The organism is Sphingomonas sp. PvP055, from assembly GCF_040546365.1.
Classification (GTDB): domain Bacteria; phylum Pseudomonadota; class Alphaproteobacteria; order Sphingomonadales; family Sphingomonadaceae; genus Sphingomonas; species Sphingomonas echinoides_A.
Window position 1 is genome coordinate 366,152 of sequence record NZ_JBEPNS010000001.1, and the last position, 18,888, is coordinate 385,039.

General features: G+C 65.6%; 16 protein-coding genes and 1 tRNA gene. 10 read left to right on the forward strand and 7 right to left on the reverse strand.

The genetic code is table 11. From position 1 onward, the window contains the following. Positions 1-3: 3 nt before the first annotated feature. Both ABIC16_RS01840 and mgtE read right to left on the reverse strand, forming a co-directional pair. Positions 4-417, reverse strand: coding sequence for a DUF1489 family protein (locus tag ABIC16_RS01840; RefSeq protein WP_354289827.1), 414 nt, complete (start codon positions 415-417; stop codon positions 4-6). 25 nt (positions 418-442) lie between these two features. Further along, on the reverse strand, positions 443-1,840 hold the full coding sequence (mgtE, locus tag ABIC16_RS01845; RefSeq protein WP_354289828.1) for a magnesium transporter: 1,398 nt from the start codon (positions 1,838-1,840) through the stop codon (positions 443-445). A 127-nt stretch (positions 1,841-1,967) separates the two neighbouring features. Here mgtE and ABIC16_RS01850 point away from each other — a divergent pair, with 127 nt between their 5' ends. Next, entirely contained in the window at positions 1,968-2,423 is a 456-nt protein-coding gene (locus tag ABIC16_RS01850) for a peptidylprolyl isomerase (RefSeq protein WP_242138131.1), read from the forward strand. Between the two features lie 122 nt (positions 2,424-2,545). Here ABIC16_RS01850 and ABIC16_RS01855 read toward each other — a convergent pair whose 3' ends face one another. Next, positions 2,546-3,436, reverse strand: coding sequence for a LysR substrate-binding domain-containing protein (locus ABIC16_RS01855; protein ID WP_277970607.1), 891 nt, complete (start codon positions 3,434-3,436; stop codon positions 2,546-2,548). A 326-nt stretch (positions 3,437-3,762) separates the two neighbouring features. On the opposite strand from ABIC16_RS01855, the gene ABIC16_RS01860 reads away from it, so the two are divergent. Next, entirely contained in the window at positions 3,763-6,045 is a 2,283-nt protein-coding gene (locus tag ABIC16_RS01860) for a CDC48 family AAA ATPase (RefSeq protein ID WP_354289829.1), read from the forward strand. Between the two features lie 180 nt (positions 6,046-6,225). Here the strand turns inward: ABIC16_RS01860 and ABIC16_RS01865 are convergent, their stop codons facing one another. Next, complete coding sequence (locus ABIC16_RS01865) at positions 6,226-7,536, reverse strand: MFS transporter (RefSeq protein ID WP_354289830.1); 1,311 nt, start codon at positions 7,534-7,536, stop codon at positions 6,226-6,228. After that, on the reverse strand, positions 7,533-8,705 hold the full coding sequence (locus ABIC16_RS01870) for a phospholipase D-like domain-containing protein (protein WP_354289831.1): 1,173 nt from the start codon (positions 8,703-8,705) through the stop codon (positions 7,533-7,535). The genes ABIC16_RS01865 and ABIC16_RS01870 overlap by 4 nt, the downstream gene beginning before the upstream one ends. A 138-nt stretch (positions 8,706-8,843) precedes the next feature. Between ABIC16_RS01870 and rpoZ the strand changes: the two genes are divergently transcribed. Then, positions 8,844-9,188 (forward strand): DNA-directed RNA polymerase subunit omega, encoded by a 345-nt coding sequence (rpoZ, locus tag ABIC16_RS01875; RefSeq protein WP_010161409.1) that lies wholly within the window; start codon positions 8,844-8,846, stop codon positions 9,186-9,188. Positions 9,189-9,363: 175 nt separating this feature from the next. Here the strand turns inward: rpoZ and ABIC16_RS01880 are convergent, their stop codons facing one another. Together ABIC16_RS01880 and ABIC16_RS01885 are read right to left on the reverse strand one after the other, a co-directional pair. Continuing rightward, positions 9,364-10,038 carry an RlmE family RNA methyltransferase gene (locus ABIC16_RS01880; RefSeq protein WP_277970603.1) on the reverse strand — a complete coding sequence of 225 codons (675 nt, stop codon included), beginning with the start codon at positions 10,036-10,038 and terminating at the stop codon, positions 9,364-9,366. Continuing rightward, entirely contained in the window at positions 10,035-11,126 is a 1,092-nt protein-coding gene (locus tag ABIC16_RS01885) for a Ppx/GppA phosphatase family protein (RefSeq protein ID WP_502958336.1), read from the reverse strand. The genes ABIC16_RS01880 and ABIC16_RS01885 overlap by 4 nt, the downstream gene beginning before the upstream one ends. 207 nt (positions 11,127-11,333) lie before the next feature. On the opposite strand from ABIC16_RS01885, the gene ABIC16_RS01890 reads away from it, so the two are divergent. From ABIC16_RS01890 to ABIC16_RS01920, 7 genes are all read left to right on the forward strand, one after another. Next, a tRNA-Gln gene (locus ABIC16_RS01890) sits at positions 11,334-11,407 on the forward strand. A 196-nt stretch (positions 11,408-11,603) separates the two neighbouring features. Continuing rightward, positions 11,604-11,786, forward strand: coding sequence for a hypothetical protein (locus ABIC16_RS01895; protein WP_277970601.1), 183 nt, complete (start codon positions 11,604-11,606; stop codon positions 11,784-11,786). Between the two features lie 576 nt (positions 11,787-12,362). Beyond that, a complete protein-coding gene (locus tag ABIC16_RS01900) occupies positions 12,363-15,128 on the forward strand; it encodes a TonB-dependent receptor (protein ID WP_354289833.1) in 2,766 nt (921 codons plus the stop codon). A gap of 60 nt (positions 15,129-15,188) precedes the next feature. Beyond that, positions 15,189-15,827 carry a sulfotransferase family 2 domain-containing protein gene (locus ABIC16_RS01905; protein ID WP_354289834.1) on the forward strand — a complete coding sequence of 213 codons (639 nt, stop codon included), beginning with the start codon at positions 15,189-15,191 and terminating at the stop codon, positions 15,825-15,827. Further along, positions 15,824-16,393: an aspartyl/asparaginyl beta-hydroxylase domain-containing protein gene (locus ABIC16_RS01910; protein WP_354289835.1), complete on the forward strand. Its 570-nt coding sequence runs from the start codon at positions 15,824-15,826 to the stop codon at positions 16,391-16,393. The genes ABIC16_RS01905 and ABIC16_RS01910 overlap by 4 nt, the downstream gene beginning before the upstream one ends. A gap of 23 nt (positions 16,394-16,416) precedes the next feature. Then, entirely contained in the window at positions 16,417-17,817 is a 1,401-nt protein-coding gene (locus ABIC16_RS01915; RefSeq protein ID WP_354289836.1) for a sulfotransferase, read from the forward strand. 3 nt (positions 17,818-17,820) lie between these two features. After that, complete coding sequence (locus ABIC16_RS01920) at positions 17,821-18,738, forward strand: aspartyl/asparaginyl beta-hydroxylase domain-containing protein (RefSeq protein WP_354289837.1); 918 nt, start codon at positions 17,821-17,823, stop codon at positions 18,736-18,738. Positions 18,739-18,888 lie beyond the last annotated feature (150 nt).

Sequence of the window (18,888 nt, forward strand, 5' to 3'; positions counted from 1 at the left end):
TCGTCAGATCAGCCCCAGCGCCGCGAGCTTGCCAATCAGCGCCGCCGGCATCGCATCCCCCACCACCACGTCCCCGCCAAGATCGGCAGGTGCATCGCCGGCTTCGAGATAGCGCCACCCCTGGTGCGCGCGCTTTGGGCGGCCTTCGGTCAGCACCAGCGCGGGGTCGATGTGGATCGCGACTCGCCCGCCCTCCGCCTCGCCGAACCCGAGGATCGGCGAGCGCGCGACCAGTGTGTGCTTGATGATCCAGTACAGCGACCCGCCCTTGCCGTCCGCACCGACGATTTCCTCGTGGCGTTTGGGCAGATAGCGCGTGGTGAGGAACACCGGTCCGTCGGCGGCGCGTTGCTTCAGGCGTTCGGCGAGGTGTTCGAGGCTCGTCGCGCCGAACGCAACCTTGGTCAAATGCAACATAAGCGTGGATTTGGGCGCGGCAGGGTCAGGCGCCAAGCCCCCACAGCGTCGCAAGCCCCAGAAACGACAAGAAACCCATCACATCGGTCATCGTCGTGACGAACACCGCCGACGATACCGCGGGATCGACTCCGGCGCGCTCCAGCGACACCGGCACCAACACGCCCGCGAGCCCAGCGATCAGGTTGTTGATCACCATCGCCATCGCGATCACGATCGCCAGCCCGACATTGCCGAACGCCAGATAGGTTCCGCTGCCGACCAGCGCGCCGAGCATCGCGCCGTTGGCGGCGGCGATGCGGAATTCGCGGAGGATCATCCGCGCGGTGTTGGAACTCGTCAGCTGGTTGGTCGCCAGCGCGCGCACGACGACCGCGAGCGTCTGCGTTCCCGCATTGCCGCCCATCCCCGACACGATCGGCATCAGCACCGCGAGCAACGCAAAGCGTGCGATCTCGCCCTGGAACGCGCCGACCACCGACGCGGCGATCATCGCGGTGCCGAGGTTGACCACCAGCCAGGTGATTCGCGTCCGCACCGTCAGCAGGATCGGTTCGTTGATGTCGCCATCGCCCGCGCCCGACAGGCGGAGGATATCCTCGCCCGCCTCTTCGGAAATGATGTGGACGATGTCATCGACCGTGATCATCCCGACCAGCCGACCGCCGGTATCGACCACCGCCGCCGAGATCAGCGCATATTTCTGGAAGCGCAGTGCGACTTCTTCCTGGTCCATGTCGACCGGGATCAGCGTCTGTTCGCGCTGCATCACGTCGCCAATCGCAATCCCGCGCGGGGTCCGCAGGATCCACGACAAAGCGACCGTGCCGATCGGCTTGTGCGCCGGGTCGACCACGAAGATTTCCCAGAAATCGGTCGTCAGCGCATCGTGCGTGCGCAGATAATCGAGCACGTCGCCGACGCGCCAATGTTCGGGCACCGCGATCAACTCGCGCTGCATCAGGCGGCCGGCGGATTCCTCGGGGTAGCTCAGCGCCTCCTCGATCGCGGCGCGATCGTCGGGGTCGAGCGCGCGGAGCACCTCGCGCTGGTCGGCGGGCTCCATGTCCTCGATGATCGCGACCGCGTCGTCGGTGTCGAGTTCAGACGCGATATCCGCGACCTGGCTCGCCGAGAGCGAATCGATCAGATCCTCGCGGACGTAATCGTTCATTTCGGCGAACACGTCGCCGTCGAGCAGGTCGGTGATCGCGCTCGCCAGCGCCGCGCGGCAATCCGCCGGGGTCAGCTCGAACAGATCGGCGATGTCGGCGGGATGGAGCGGCTCGACCAGCGCGCGCGCGCCCTCGGCATCGCCCGCCTCGACCGCGTCGAGCACCGCGCGGACGAATTCGGGCTTGAGCCGATCGTCCTCGTCGAGTTGCGCGCCGTCGTTTTCGGGAAGGAGCTCGGTCTCGCTCATCATGGACCTCCTGTTGCCCGCCGGGGGTGCGCTCTAGCCCGATATGGGAACAAAGCCAATCGGTGGCGATTTGCCTCTCCGACGCTGCATCGCTACGGCAGCGTCATTCCCATTTCAGGAGCCCAACATGGCCGATCTTCCCGAAACCCTGACGCTGACCCTCGATGGCGGCGATGTCGTGATCAAGCTGCGCGGCGATCTCGCGCCGCAGCATGTCGCACGTGTCGCCGAGCTGGCGAACGACGGCTTCTATGACGGCGTCGTGTTCCACCGCGTCATCCCCGGCTTCATGGCGCAGGGCGGCGACCCCACCGGCACCGGCATGCACGGCTCGGACAAGCCCAACCTCCCGGCCGAATTCTCGAAGGAGCCGCATGTCCGTGGCGTCGCGTCGATGGCGCGCACTAACGACCCGAACTCGGCGAACAGCCAGTTCTTCATCTGCTTCGACGACGCGCGCTTCCTCGACGGTCAGTACACCGTATGGGGTCAGGTGACGTCGGGCATGGAGCATATCGATGCGCTGCCGAAGGGCGAGCCGCCGCGTGAGCCGGGTAAGATCCTGAAGGCGACGGCTGCTTAATCTGCTTGTCTTAGCCCCTCCCCCTTGGGGGAGGGGTTGGGGTGGGGCAGTCCAGCAGTGCGTAACTCTCTGCGAGGCACTTCCCCACCCCCAACCCCTCCCCTGAAGGGGAGGGGCTTAACTTACACGCTGGGATCGGCGATCGTTGCGATCAGCCAGTCGTGGAACAGCTTCACCGGCTTTTGCGTCAACGCCCGCGGGCGGCACGCGAACCAATAGCTGTACGGACTCTCCACCGAGATATCGAACAACCGCACGATCCGCGGGTCCTTTGCCTCGGCGAAATGGCTTTCGTGCATGAACGCGATGCCCAGACCCTGGGCTGCCGCTTCCAGCATCAACGCGCCCGAATCGAAATGGTCGACCGCGAGCGGCTCGAGATCGGTCAGCCCCGCTGCGGCGCGCCATGCGCTGAACGTATCGGGCATTTCGCGATGGACGAGCGCAGTCAGCCCGGAGAGCTGGTCCGGCCGGACGACGGGGTCGGGTCCTTCGATCAACGCCTTCGCCCCAATGACATAGACCTGGTTCCGATCGAGCCGTCGGGAATACAGCGCTGGATCAATGTCGCGCGCCAGCGCAATCACCGCGTCGAGACCCTCGCCCAGGCGCGAGATGTTGTGCGTGCTCGTATCGATATCGAGATGCAGCTCGGGATGACGCGTCCGCAATTCCCCGAGTCGAGGAAACAACCGTTGTGACGCGTAGAGCGGCAGGATACCGAGCCGCAGCCGCACAACATCGGTATTGCTCGTCATCACTTCGACCGCATCCGACAATTGGTCGAGCGCAGGGGCGATTTGCTGGAGCAGCCGGTCGCCGTCCGCGTTGAGCACGACCGCCTGATGGCGACGTTCGAACAAGGGACGGCCGATGAAGCGTTCGAGCGCCTGGATGCGACGGCTGAGCGCCGGCGGCGACAGCGCGAGTTCCTGCGAGGCGGCCTTGATCGATCCGGTCCGTGCGACCTGCACGAAAGCCTCGATCGCGGTCAGTGGTGGCAGGCGCCGCATATCGGATGCCTCTTCTTCTATAAATGGTGCGACGCACCATCCCGTCGGGCGATGCAGGGGGGCGACGCGTTACACATGCAATAGATAAGGTTGATTGCAGAAAGCGCAATCGCGACCAATCCTTTCGCACTTGCAACATAATCTGCCGCGGTGCATTTAGACGGTGCCTTTCAGGCATCCTCTCCTAAAACTTTCAAGGCCGATCCCTCGGGGTCGGCCCTTTTTTTGTCTGTTGTCCTCCGACCGCCCCCCGAGCGTCGTCTCGCATTCGCGGAACCGACTTCCTATCTTGCGCGCTCAACAGCGGGTCTCGCAAAGGAAAGATGATGGCGGAAGTCGATGCGCCTGTTCGGAAATTACAGGTCGCCAACGCGCGCGCCGAAGATAGCGGGCGTGGTCTTGCGCATGTTCCGCGGTCGATGCTCGCGGCCCTTGGCATTGGCGAAGGCGACGTCATCGAAATCGTCGGCAAGTCGACCACGCCGGCGCGCGCGGTTGCACCCTATGTCGAGGACGAGGGACTCGAGATCATCCGGATTGATGGCCTCCAGCGTGCAAATGCTGGAGTCGGGTCGGGCGACTTCGTCGAACTGCGCAAGGTCGAGTCGAAGGCTGCGACTCGCGTCGTGTTCGCACCTGCACAACAGAACCTCCGTTTGCAGGGGTCTTCCAATGCGCTCAAGCGGACCTTCTTCGGGCGGCCGTTGTGCCAGGGTGACGTCGTCGCTACCGCAGGGCAGCAACGCGTCGACAACATGCCGCCGGGTGTCCAGAACATGCTGCGCGCGCCCGCTTATGCGCTGCAAGAGATTCGCCTCGCGGTGATTTCGACCGTGCCCAAGGGCGTGGTGCATGTCGACGAGACGACCGAGATCGAGCTTCGCCCCGAATATGAGGAGCCGAAGGAAGCGCGCCGCGCCGACGTCACCTATGACGACATCGGCGGGATGGGTCCGACGATCGACCAGCTCCGCGAGATGGTTGAGCTGCCGCTGCGCTATCCCGAGCTGTTCCAGCGATTGGGCGTCGATCCGCCCAAGGGCGTGTTGCTGCACGGGCCACCCGGAACCGGCAAGACTCGTCTTGCGCGCGCGGTCGCCAACGAATCCGCGGCCGAATTCTTCCTGATCAACGGCCCAGAGATCATGGGCTCGGCGTACGGCGAATCCGAAGGCAAGCTGCGGCAGGTGTTCGAGGAAGCCGCCAAGGCGGCGCCGTCGATCGTGTTCATCGACGAGATCGACTCGATCGCGCCCAAGCGCGGGCAGGTGTCGGGCGAGGCGGAGAAGCGCCTCGTCGCGCAGTTGCTGACGCTGATGGACGGGCTGGAAGCGCGCGCCAACGTCGTCGTGATCGCCGCGACCAACCGCCCCGAGGCGATCGATGAGGCGCTGCGGCGTCCGGGTCGGTTCGATCGCGAGATCGTCGTGGGCGTGCCTGACGAGCGTGGACGGCGCGAGATCCTCGGCATTCACACGCGCGGCATGCCGCTAGGCGACAAGGTCGATCTCGGTGAACTCGCGCGGACGACCTATGGCTTCGTCGGCGCCGACCTCGCGGCACTCGCGCGCGAGGCGGCGATCGAGGCGGTGCGCAAGCTGATGCCGCGGCTCAACCTGTCCGAAGGCACGATTCCGCCCGAGGTGCTCGATACGCTGGCGGTGACGCGCGAGGATTTCCTCGATGCACTGAAGCGCGTCCAGCCGAGCGCGATGCGCGAAGTGATGGTCGAGGCTCCGCGCGTCCGCTGGGACGATGTCGGCGGGCTCGATTCGGCGCAGATGCGGCTCAAGGAAGGCGTCGAGCTTCCGCTCAAGAACCCCGAGGCGTTCCGACGCCTGGGGATTCGACCGGCGAAGGGCTTCCTGCTGTATGGCCCGCCGGGCACGGGCAAGACGCTGCTCGCCAAGGCGGTCGCACGCGAGGCGCAGGCGAACTTCATCGCGACCAAATCGTCCGACCTGCTGAGCAAATGGTATGGCGAGAGCGAACAGCAGATCGCCAAGCTGTTTGCGCGCGCGCGACAGGTGGCGCCGTGCGTCATCTTCATTGACGAGCTCGATTCGCTGGTCCCTGCGCGCGGCAGTGGCGGGGGTGAACCACAGGTGACCGAGCGGGTGGTCAACACGATCCTCGCGGAGATGGACGGGCTGGAGGAACTCCAGTCGGTCGTCGTGATCGGCGCGACCAACCGGCCCAATCTGATCGACCCGGCGTTGCTTCGTCCGGGCCGGTTCGACGAACTGGTCTATGTCGGCGTGCCGGACCGGGCAGGGCGCAAGCGCATCCTGACGATCCAGACCGGCAAGATGCCGCTGGCCGATGACGTCGATCTCGACGTTGTGGCGGGGCGGACCGATCGCTTCACCGGCGCGGATCTCGAGGACGTGGTGCGCCGCGCGGGGCTTGCGGCTTTGCGCGAATCGATGACGGTCAACCACGTCACCATGGCGCATTTCGAAACCGCGCTTGGCGATTCGCGGGCATCGGTGACGCCCGAGCTCGAACGCGAATATGAGGCGATGTCGGCGCGGCTGAAACAGGATGCGACCGCGCTACAGCCGATCGGCTTCGCCTTCCCGCCGCGTGCAAAGGAAGAAGCGCGCTAACCCTCCTACTCCCCTCCCTGAAAAGAGTGTCGGGTGGACAGCGCCCCGCGCTGTCCAGATGATGCCGGGGGCATCATCGACCCGACACTGGGTTGGGGGTGGGTTGGCCCACGGTCGGACGGAGCGTTCGATAACGGGTGGACCCACCCCTCGATCCCCTCCCTTCCAGGGAGGGGAGGATCATTGCTCGCGCAATCGCACCCAGGCATAGCCGAACAGTGCCATCATCGCTGCGCCCGCGACCAGATACGGCAGCGCATGCTGCGCCTCGTATAGGCCGACGCCGATCGACGGCCCGAGCACGAACGCCGCGCCGTTGACCGACGTCACCTTGCCCGCGACCGACCCCTGCGCATCGTGTCCGACCGCGAGCGATGCGCCCGCGGTGAAGGCAGGCCGGGTGAATCCGAACCCGACCGACGCGAGCGCATAGGCGCAGGCGATCGTATAGAGCGACGTCGCAACCCCGGTCAGCGCGCAGCCGACCGCCGCGATCGCCAGCCCGACCAGCATCATCGCGCGCGGGCGTAGATCAAGATTGGGGATGATCCCCCATTGCACCAGCAGCGCCGCAAGCGCGCCGATCATCAGCACGATCCCGGTCGGCTGGAGCGCCTCGGCAGGTGCGAGGTGCAACCGGTCGATCACCAGAAACCCAATCGCTTGCCCAGTCATCGCCTGGCCATGGCCCGAAACCAGTCCCGCGATCAGCCACGCCCGGATCCGCGGGTCGCGATACCCGACCTGTTCGGCATGCTGCTCGACCGTCGGCTCGATCGCAGCGACGATGCTGGCGCCGCCGCTTTGCCCGCCGATCGAGGGATAGGCGTTGGCCGCGCCGTGCGTCGCCCGATCCGGATGCAGATCGTTGGGGAGCAATCGTCGCACCGCGACCCACACGCCCAGCCCGAACAGCGCGAACAGGAAGGCGGGGCCGGACAGCCCGATCTCGACCCCGGCGATCGTCCCAAGCACGAGGAACGGCGCGATCGTCGGCCCGAGGATCGTCCCGAGCCCGAACGCCGACCCGAGCAACGTCAGCGCCTTGGTTCGCTCGGCACGGGTCGTATTGCCCGCGACCAGCGCCTGGACCGCGGGCGGCGCAGCCGAACCGAAGGTGCCATAGATCAGCCGCCCGAGGATGAAGCAGACGAACGCGGTCGTCCCGCCGATCCAGCCGTTGATCCCCGCGGCAAGGAACACCCCGCACACCAGCAGCGACACGCAGAACCCGCCGACCCCTAGCAGGATCATCGCGCGCCGCCCGTGCCGGTCGGACCGTCGTGCCCAGAACGGTGCGGCGATCACCCACAACAAGGCGGAAACCGAGAACGCCGCCGCCACCGCGCTGTCGGGCACGCGCAGCGACCGCCCGAGCGCGGGGAGCACCGATTGCAACGCGGTGTTCCCCGCCGCGATCGTCAGCATGACGACGAACAGCAAGCCGAACTCGCGGTCGATCCGTCCTCGCGATCTGGCGGCGGTCTTCATTGCTCGGGTCCGAAATTGAGGCGCTTGGTTATATTATAGTCGAGCACGGTCATCACGAAGAACGCGGCGGCTTGTTTCACTCGCATCCACGGGCTGGTGCGCGCCTTGTAGAGATCCTGCGTGATCGCTTCGGAATTGGCGACCTCGCCATCGACATAGCGGCGGACGTGCGCGGCGAAGGCATGGTCCTCGATCCGCAGCATCATCTCGAGATTGAGGAACAGGCTGCGGATGTCGTAATTGGCCGAGCCGATATAGACGACGTCGCCGATCAAGAAGAGCTTGGTGTGCAATTTGGTCGGCTGATATTCGTAAATTTTCACGCGCTTGCGCAGCAGCCCGGCATAGGTGAAGCGCGACGCCCAGATCGCGGCACCGTGATCATTCTTCGACGCCAGCACGATCCGCACGCGCCCGCGCATCCCCACCTTGTCGAGCCGCCGCAACATTCCCGGATTGGGCGCGAAATAGGCCGTGATCAGGTCGACCTGGGTCGCAATGCGCAAGTCGCGCTTCACCGCGCGCGCCCACGGCGACAGCCGCCGCGTCGGCCCGCCGAACAGCCAGCGCACGGTGCCCTGCGGCTCACTCCACCGCGACAATGCGCGGCGCAGCGTCCGCAGCGGTGGCTTGGGTTGTCCCGCCCAGCGCGCGAGCACGTCGAAATAGCCGGTGATCCGCTGCGCTGCCGGTCCTTCGACGATCAGCCCGAGATCACGCCACGCCTGTTCGGCGGGGGTGCCGAAATAACTGTCCTGGACGTTGAACCCGCCGATGATCGCGCGCGGGCTAGCGGTCTCGCCGTCCGCGAGCGCGAGCTTCTGGTGATTGCGCAGTAGATAGCGCCGGCCCCAGCGCGGAACGAAGCGACACACCTCGACCCCGCCGTCGCGCATCGGGGTGAAGAAGTCGTGCGCCGCCGCCGCCTCGCTGCCGAGCCCGTCGACGATCAGCGACACCGCCACGCCCCGCGCCGCCGCGCGCAGCAGCGCGGCGCGGACCGCTTCGCCCGCGTCGTCGTCGACATAGATGTAGAAGATCACCCGCAGCGAGCGCCGCGCGCCATCGATCAGCCCGATCAGTGCCTCCAGCCGGCGTGGCCCGGTATCGAGCATCGTCAACTGGTTGCCCGCCACGGTGAAGCTCGGCTGGGGGGCGGGTTCGGTCATCGCAGCGGGTGATGCCGCCTCGCGCTGCGCGCCGCAAGGGACGCAAGCCCCGCCCGCGGGCGATTTTCTTGACTCAAGCAGGGTTGCCGCCTAGGGGATCATCTTTCCGAATACCGTCGTTTGCGAAGGAAGCCATTCATGGCGCGCGTCACTGTCGAAGATTGCGTCGACAAGATCCCCAACCGGTTCGATCTCGTCCTGTTCGCCGCGCAGCGTGCGCGGGCCATTTCGGGTGGTGCCGACCTCACCGTCGATCGCGACCGCGACAAGAACCCGGTCGTCGCGCTGCGCGAAATCGCGGAAGAGCGCGTGCGCCCGGCGCATCTGAAGGAGTCGGTCATCAACGGTCTCCAGCGCGTCCAGGTCGACGACGAGGACGAAGCGGATGCCGTCGGCAGCCTGTCGGCATCGGCCGAGGCGCTTCGCCTCACCGCCGCTGCACCGCCGCGCAACCAGAATCTGGGTGCTGACTACGAGGGCTGAGGCTTTCGTTTCGGGCTGAGGTCGGCCCCGGCGTTGCGCCGGGGGCTTCAACTTCGCTCAGCCCGAACGGATGTGGTGGCTTCCGCCACCCGTTCGCCCTGAGCGCAGTCGAAGGGCCTTTGCCCCGGATGCTGCATTCCGGGTGATCATCGACGCCGCAACCAAACGGCCGCGGCTACTCCGCGACCTTCCGCCCCTTGAACCCCTGCGCCACGACATACCATTCGGACGACGCCTTGCGGCTCGCCGGTGGCTTCGCGTGCTTCACGGTGGTGAAGTTGCGCTTCATTTCCGCGACCAGCGCGGTATCCGCGCCGCCGGCGAACACCTTGCCGACGAACGCGCCACCCGGCTGCAACACGTCGATCGCGAACTCCAGCGCCGCCTCGACCAGCCCCATCGTCCGCAGCGCATCGGTCTGTGGATGGCCGACGGTGTTCGCCGCCATGTCCGACAGCACGAGATCGGGTGCGCCACCCAGCGCCGCCATCAGCCGCTCGGGCGCGACGTCGTCCATGAAGTCGAGCTGGAGGATCTCCACCCCCTCGATCGGATCGACCGGGAGCAAATCGATCCCGACGATCGCGGCCTTGGGCACCTGACGGCGGACGACCTGCGCCCAGCCGCCTGGCGCGAGGCCGAGATCGACCACGTGGCGCTTGCCCTTCAGAAAATCGAACCGCTCGTCGAGCTCGGATAGTTTGTACGCAGCCCGGCTGCGGAAGCCGTCCGCCTTGGCACGCTTTACATAGGGGTCGTTGAGCTGGCGTTCGAGCCAGCGCGTCGATTGCGCGGTGCGCTTGCGCGCGGTCTTCACGCGGACGCGAAGTCCGCCGCCGTCTCTGCTCACGAAGAACTCTCCATCAATCGGCGCAAGATGCCCTCGCGAATACCCCGGTCGGCGATGCCCAACCGTTCGGCGGGCCATAAATCGAGAATCGTCTCGAGGATCGCGCAGCCCGCAACCACTAGGTCGGCGCGTTCGGTGCCGATGCATGGCAACTGCGCGCGTTCGTTCAGATCCTTGCTCGAAAGGTCGAGGCTGATCCGCCGCATCGCCGCGGCCGGGACGATCAGCCCGTCGACTTGCGAGCGATCGTAATGGGTCAGCCCGAGGTGAACGCTTGCGAGCGTCGTCACGGTACCGGACGTTCCAAGCAAGCGCGGCACCGCGATCCCGCGCGGCAGGCGGGCCGCGAAGCTCGCCATGCTGTTCGCCACCAAGGATCGCATTTGCGCATAGGCCGCGGCGCGACCGTCTGCGCCACCGTCCGCACCGGGCGGGCCGTGTCCGGCGCTTTCGGTCAGCGAGACCACGCCCCACGGCGCGCTATGCCAATCGAGCACGTGCGGAACCTCGCCACGCGTGTCGACCAGCACCAGCTCGGTCGAACCGCCGCCGATATCGAACACCAAGGCGGGATCCTCGCCCGGCTCGATCAGCGTGTGACAGCCGAGTACCGCGAGCCGGGCCTCTTCTTCGGCGGTGATGATATCGAGCAGGATGCCCGTTTCCGCATAGGCCCGCGCGATGAACTCCGCGCCGTTCTCCGCGCGACGGCAGGCTTCGGTCGCCACGGCGCGCGACAAGGTGACGTTGCGCCGCTTGAGCTTCTCGGCACAGATCTTGAGCGCGACGATCGTGCGGTCGATCGCCGCATCGCTCAGCCGTCCCGATTTCGCCAGCCCTTCGCCCAGCCGGACGATTCGCGAGAACGCATCGACCACGGCGAAGCCTTCGCCTTGCGGCCGTGCGATCAACAATCGGCAATTGTTGGTGCCAAGGTCCAGCGCCGCGAAATGGCGGCTGTCCCGACCGCGGGATGCCTGCTTTTCAGGACGACCGACGCCGGGCTTCCGGCCGTTGGCTGGCTTGCCACGGACCTCGCGGCCGTGGATCGGCGCCGAACGGGCAGGATGGGCCTGCCGGACCGGCATATCGGGCGGAACGTCCCCCATGCCGTTAAAACTCGCTTATTTTGTTCTGCCGTCGCGGTGCGCGCGGATGCGCGCGCCGTTCGGTGCTTGGGATAACGCTAGCGCAGCCACGACGTTGCAGCAAGCGATGCAAACACCCGTGTTTGAACGGTGATGCGCAGACCGGTTGACACCCGCGCGCGGCCCGCCTAGATCGCGGCCCGGCGTTGCCCCGTCGTCTAATGGTAAGACTGCGGTTTCTGATACCGCCTATTGAGGTTCGAATCCTCACGGGGCATCCAGCCACTTCGTCTCGCACCGCTCCGGACACAATCCGGACCGCGTTTGGCATTCCCCATATGGCGAGTGCCGGTCGTTCGGAAGGGCAGGTTTTTTTGCCTTGCCGCAGCACGATAATTTAGTACTTTTCAGGCATAAGCGTTCGACCGTGGTTCAAGCCGCGCGTTTACGAAGCAACGCTTGTCCGGGAGACTTTTGATGGAAGTGAACACCGAGGGCGAAGACACCGGTTCGGAGCGTGGTGAAGTTCACTTTCTTGCTGCGCTGGTCGATGAACTGATGCGACAGATGCTCGCATCCGGAGTCATGACCAAGGATCAGCTCAATGCGGTAGAGCAATCCGTCGCGCAACGAGTCGGAAGTTCGCCGCGCGCCTGGTAAGGCGCGTTCGGTTACAAGCCCGCTGCGATCTGGTGTGCTCGCTCGGCCGCAGCCGCCATTTGGCGGTGCGACGCTGGTGCGCTCTGAAGCTTGTCCCGCGTGGCACCCGGCGGCAATAGCGCCGTATTCGCGAGTCAGCGGTTGCCCAATTCCAGAATCTTAGCCGACGTTCCGGTTGCCCAACGCGTGTTGGGCAGGGTGACCGCGCTGTGTCCGGTACCATTCAGGGCGGCATAAAGGAAACATTGCGCGACCGTTGCGCGAAGGTCCGCACCGCCACCTCATTACACTGCCCTCGCCCTGTATTCGGATGGCCGATCCCGATCGCAGAGCTGGAAGACGTTCATTCGCAACACTTTCGCAGGATCGCTTCGGCACTCTTTCCGCCACCAACCACGGTTGCGTCCATCCTGGCGTGAATGGCGGGCCGCGCGACAAGGTCGAAATGATGACGACGAAAAGTCGTTTCGGCTGCGACTGTCACGGAGAAGTCGTTAACGCATGCTCTAGGCCGGACTGGTTCATACCAGTTGCAGGGGGCATCCTTTCATGATCACGCACACACGAGTTCGGGCGATGCGCCCGAATCTCAGGACAATATTGCTCGCTACCGTCGCGATGGTGAGCGTGGGGGGCGCACCGCGCGCCGCGTTCGCGCAGACGACGGCGGATGCGCCTGTCAGCGGCGGCGAGGACATCGTCGTCACCGGTTATACCAAGTCGTTGAGCGACGCCCGCGCGATCAAGCGGAAGTCCGCGATTCAGGTCGACGTGATCGTCGCCGAGGACATGGCCAAGTTTCCCGAGCTGAACCTGGCGGAATCGCTTCAGCGCGTGCCCGGCGTGCAGATCACGCGCGAAGCCGGCGAGGGGCGTCGGATCTCGCTGCGTGGCCTCGGGCCGGATTTCTCGCGGGTGCAGCTGAACGGCATGGAAGTGCTGGGTAACGTCGATTCCGCGCAGGATAGCCGCGGTCAGCGCACGCGCGACCGTGCTTTCGACTTCAACATCTTCGCGTCCGAGCTGTTCACGCGGGTCGAAGTCGAGAAGACGTTCCAGGCGGCGCAGAACGAAGGCGGCATGGCCGGTACGGTCGGCCTGTTCACCGGTCGACCGTTCGATTACGCGCCCGGTAGCAAAGCCGTCATCGTCGGCCGATTGGGCACCAACCAATATACCAAGGACGCGCAGCCGCGCGTCGCCGGGCTGTTCAGCCACAATTGGAGCAACACCTTCGGTGCGCTGGTCTCGGTCGCCTATTCGAAGCGCAAGACCACCGAACAGGGCCACAACACCTATAACTACAACCATCCGAGCGCCTCGACGCTGCAGAGCCTGGTCGGCAAGGGCCTCGACATCTCGCGCCTGAGCGCTGCGCAGCAGACCAAATTCCTGTCGGGCGACCTGTATTTTGCCGACGGCAACCGCCTTTCCTCGTGGAACGCGGATCAGGAGCGGCTCGGCATCACCGCCGCACTGCAGTGGCGTCCGGCCCACAATCTGCTGCTGACGCTGGATGGCCTGTACGGCCAGCTCACAACCAAGCGCGAAGAGCTGCACCTTGCCACGCGGCCGCTCAACTCGACCGGATCGGTCGCGTTCGACACTGCCGCGGGATCGCCGTGGCCTGCCGCGTTCCAGCAGCCTTCGGTCATCAAGGACCTGCGCTGGGACGACAGCAACTATGTGACCAAGACCGACGTCACCGGCGCGACCTTCGGCAGCGAAAACCGTCGCTCGCTCAACAAGACGCGGTTCCGCTCGCTGGAGCTGACGGGTACCTGGGAGGCTTCGGACCGGCTGACGATCGATGGCCATGTCGGCTATCAGAAATCGACCTACAAGACGCCGTATGACGACAAGTTCTACATGCGGGCAAAGGGCAATCTGGTCGCCGATTACGGCATCGACGGGCGCTCGGCGTCATTCGCCTATACCGGTTGGGATCCGACCAACGCGTCTACTTATGCGATGGATTCCTTTTATTATCGCTCGTTCAACAATGCGTCGGAACTGCGCGAAGGCGTCGGCAACCTGCGGTACAAGATCAACGACGCGCTGACGCTGCGCGCGGGCGCGGCCTATCACCGGTTCAAGCAGGACGGCATCGACCTGTTCTACGACGACAACGTCAACGGCACCCGCGCCAAGACGCGCGGCACCGCGGTGGGCGATGTCTCGTCGGTGTTCAGCAACGCATTCGGATCGTGGCTGGTCGGCGATTATGCCAAGGGCTTTGCGAAATATAACGAATATCACCGCCTTGCCCCGAACAAGGACGGCAGCGGCGGCGCGCTGCGCGATATCGAGAACGTCTATACGACGACCGAGGAAAGCGAATCCGGCTATCTCCAGATGGACTGGGACACCGAGCTGTTCGGCAAGCGCCTGCGCGGCAACGTCGGTGCACGCGGATACCATACCGATACGCACAGCTCGGGCTGGATCCAGGGCGACAGCTATGCCTATCTCGGCACGACCGACGTGAACGGCAGCTATTCGGGCGTGTTGCCTGCGCTGAACGCGGTGCTGGAAGTGACGTCCGAGCTGCAGTTGCGCTTCGCGGCCTCGCAGAACCTGAACCGGCCGGGCCTGGGCTCGATCGCGGCGCGCGGCAGCGCGTTGCAGGACGATGGCGGCGCGATCACCGCCTCGCGCGGCAATCCGGGGCTCAAGCCGTATAAGGACACCACGCTCGACGTCTCCGCCGAATATTATTTCGGCAAGGTCGGTTTGATTTCAGCCAGCGTATTCAACAAGCAGATCAAGAACTTCATCGGATCGCAGACGCTGGAGAACGTGCCCTTCAGCCAGACCGGCGTGCCGTTCGGCACGATCCCGGGGGCGACCGCGGCCACGATCGTCAAGGAGTTCTCGATGCCGATCAACGTCGCGGGCACCAAGAGCCTGACCGGCGTGGAACTGGCGGCGCAGGCGCAATTCAGCTTCCTGCCGGCGCCGTTCGACAACTTGGGCGCGCTGGCGAACTACACCTATGTCGATGCGCCCAAAGAAATTACCGGCATTTCCAAGACGAGCTACAATGCCACGCTCTATTACGAGACCAAGCGCTGGGGTCTGCGCGGTTCGATGAGCCACCGTTCGGCGTATTACACCGGTCGCGATCCCAGCGTGATGAGCGCCAATACGCGCGGGTTCGAAGCGACGACCTATTTCGACGCATCGGCCTTCGTCAACGTCACCAAGGAACTTCAGCTCACGCTGAACGCGGTGAACCTGACCAACCAGAAGGATACGCAGTTCTGGGGCCAGAACCGCTATCTGTATAACCAGAACCAGAGCGGAGCGACCTATATGGCCGGCTTCAGCTTCAAGTTCTGATCCCCAAAAACGCCCCCGCCGCATCGCCGGCGGGGGCGACTTCCTTAAGAGACTGGCTGCATGATCGTCTCCCATCGCCATCGTTTCGTGTTTGCCGCGGTGCCCAAGACGGGCACCCATTCGGTGCGGCAGGCGCTGCGCGACCATCTGGGGGACGAGGATGTCGAACAGGTCGGCCTGTTCGTGCACAAGAAGTTTCCGTGGGACGATCTGGCCGCCGTGCAGCACGGCCATGTGTCGCTGGAGCAATTGCGCCCGCATCTGGGCGAGGAACGCTTCCACAGCTATTTCAAATTCGCCTTCGTCCGCAATCCGTTCGACCGGTTCGTCTCCTATTGCGCGTTCATGCTGCGCGGCGGCGATGTCTTCCAGCAGCGGCCGCGCGACGTGATGTACCATTTCCTGTTTCGCGCGCCGCCGGAAGGGCACATCCTGTTCCGCCCACAGGCATCGTTGCTCACCGGGCCGGACGGCACGACGCTGGCCGCCGATGCGATCGGCCATGTCGAGGATATGCAGGGCTCGTATGACGCCATCTGCGCGCGGATCGGTATCGCCTCGCGCCCGCTGGACCGGGTCAACGGCACCAGCCACCGCGACTATCGGGATTATTACGACCAGACGCTGATCGACGGTGTCGCCGGGCGCTATGCGCAGGATCTGGATCTGTTCGGCTATCACTTCGACGGGCGCCGATGAACCCGGCCAAGACCACCACCGTCCGCCCGCTGGGCCGTGTCGACATCGCCGCACTGGCCGCGGCCGTGCGCGCGATCCCCGAGGCGGTGTGGGATGCGGAGAATGCCGCCAAACCCAACAAGTTCGACGCGCTGGACGCCACCCGCCACATCGTGTTCCGTTTCATCAACGATCCGCGCGACTGGCGCGTCTCGCACGATCGGCCAGCTTGGGCCGCATGGCGTGCGCTGCTGGAGCCGGTGCTGGCGCAGGCGGTACAGCCCTATGGCTATGCGCGGCCTGTATTCCCGCGGGTGATGCTCGCGCGGATGGCGCCGGGCGGGGTGATCCACCCGCATATCGACGCCAATCCCGCGGCGAAATGGCCGCACAAGATCCATGTGCCGCTGGCGACCAACCCCCAGGTGGTGTCGTTCTTCGGCGGCGCGGCGCATCATTTCCCCGAAGGCACGGCGGTCGAGGTCAATAATCTTGGGCCCCATTGGGTGCGCAATTTGGGCGCAACGGACCGCGTGCACCTGATCTTCGAAGTCTTCGATCTGGACCAGCCGGGGCCGACGCAGTGAGCAGCCGCGATCGGGAGGCGCTGTTGCGCGCCGCGCTGGCCGGGGTGCCGGAGTATCACGCCGCGCGCTTCGAATTGGCGATGCTGTTGTTGCAACAGCAGAACCATGCCGCTGCGCGGGCCGAGGCGGAGACGTTGCTGGCGCACCAGCCCGACGATCGCGATACGCTGAAGCTGTTCGGCGTCGCCTGTATCGGGATGGGCGATTATGAACCGGTCATCGACCTGTACGAGCGCCTGGCCCGCCAGCCGCAATCGCCGGCCGAGCTGGCCGATCTGCGGCTCTGGCGGGCCAATGCGCTGAAGATCACCGGCCGCACGGATGAGGCGATTGCCGACTATCGCGCCGCACTGGCCGCGCGGCCCGATCAGGCGGTGGCATGGTTCAGCCTCGCGAACCTGAAGACCTATCGCTTCACCGACGCCGAGATTGCGGCGATGCGCGCAGCCGAAGCGCGGCCCGGCATCCACCCGATGGACCGGACCTATCTCTGCTTCGCGCTGGGCAAGGCCTTTGAGGATCGCGCCACATTCGCCGAGTCCTGGGCGTTCTACGCGCGCGGCAACGCGCTGCGCCGGGCCAGCGCAACCTATCGCCCGGACGTGGCGGAGGCCTGTGCCATGCGTATTGCGGAGACCTGCACCGCGGACTTCTTCGCCGAGCGCACGGGCTGGGGGGTGGCGGATGCCGCGCCGCTCTTCGTGCTGGGCCTGCCGCGTTCGGGCTCCACCCTGATCGAGCAGATATTGGCATCGCATCCCCAGGTGGAAGGCACGCAGGAGCTGACCGAAATCAGCCGTTATGCCCGCGAGATTTGCGGCGCCGACCCGGATTGCGGCCTGCCGCTGCACCCGCAAGCACTCGCACGGCTCACCGCGGCGGATGCGCGGGCACTGGGCGAACGCTTCCTCGCCGAAACCCGGACCTATCGCCGACTGGGCCGCCCGTTCTTCATCGACAAGATGCCGAACAATTTCTGGCATATCGGCCTGATCCAGCTGATCCTGCCGCGCGCGACGATCATCGATATCCGGCGCGATCCAATGGCGTGCGGCTTCAGCAACTTGAAGCAGCTGTTCGGCACCAATCATCAGGAATTCAGCTACAGTATCGACGATGTCGCGCGCCACACCCGCGTTTATCTCGGCCTGATGCGGCATTGGGATGCGGTGCTGCCCGGCCGGGTGCTGCAAGTTTCCTATGAAAATCTGGTTGCCGAGCTGGAAGGCGGGGTGCGGCAGATGCTCGCCCATGCCGGATTGCCGTTCGATCCCGCCTGCCTCGCCTTTCACGAAACCCGGCGCAGCGTACGGACGCCCAGTTCCGAACAGGTCCGCCGCCCGATCGATCGCGCCGGGCTGGACCAATGGCGCAACTACGCCCCCTGGCTCGCCCCGTTGCGCGCTGCACTGAGCGAGGATTGATCGATGCGGCTTTCCCAACCGTTTTTCCAGCTGCCCGTGCTGTTCGACGTGGCGCGGCTGCAGGCCGAAGTGGCGGCGCTACCGAAAGAGGCCTGGGTGCCGCACCCGGACGGCATCCCCGGCAACAGCGCCGCGCGGCTGATCAGCGTCGACGGTGTCGAAGGCGACGGGATGCACGGCCAGATGCTGCCGACCCGCTGGCTGGAGGCGATGCCCTATGCGCGTCAGGCGCTGGCGGGGTTCGGCGTGGTGTGGAGCCGATCGCGGCTGATGCAGCTCGCGCCCGGCGTCGGCGTGCCCGAACATGCCGATATCAACTATCACTGGCACACCCGCGTGCGGATCCACATTCCCGTCTTCACCCGGCCCGAAGTGCGCTTCCACTGCGACGGGCAGGCGGTGCACATGGCGGCGGGCGAGGCGTGGATCTTCGACAATTGGCGCCGCCATCATGTCGAGAATGCTGCGCCGGCGGAGCGCATCCATCTGGTGGCGGATACCACCGGCACCGCCGCCTTCTGGCGCTTCGCCTGCGGCAAGGCGCCGCCACGCGAGGTCTGGCGCACGGTACAATGGGATCCAGCCGCGCGCGCGCCGCTACTGTGCGAAGGCGAACAGCGCCCCCCGATCATGCCCGCGGCCGAAGTGCAATGGCTGCTCGACGACCTGCGCGCCGAACTCCTGCCCAGCGACGCCCGCGCAGAGCGGTTCGGGGCGCTGCTGGACAATTTCGTGTTCGACTGGCGCCAGCTCTGCGCGCTGCACGGCATCAGCGGGCGGGGCCGCCCCGAATTCATCGGCCTGGCCCGCGCGATACACGACGCCGCCCGCCCGCTGGCCGAGGGGCTGGTGATGCGCACCAACGGCGCCGGCGCGCTGCTGGTGCTGGAGAAGCGCGTCCTCCAGCATTTGGTCGCCTAGCGCGGATTGGCATTCCCTGAAATTCCTCCCCTGCAAGGGGAGGTGGCATGCCGCAGGCATGTTGGAGGGGTGTAAACGCTGATAGGTGAGGGCTCCCTCGCCGGCCGGGACACCCCTCCACCACCCTGCGGGTGGTCCCCCTCCCCCTCC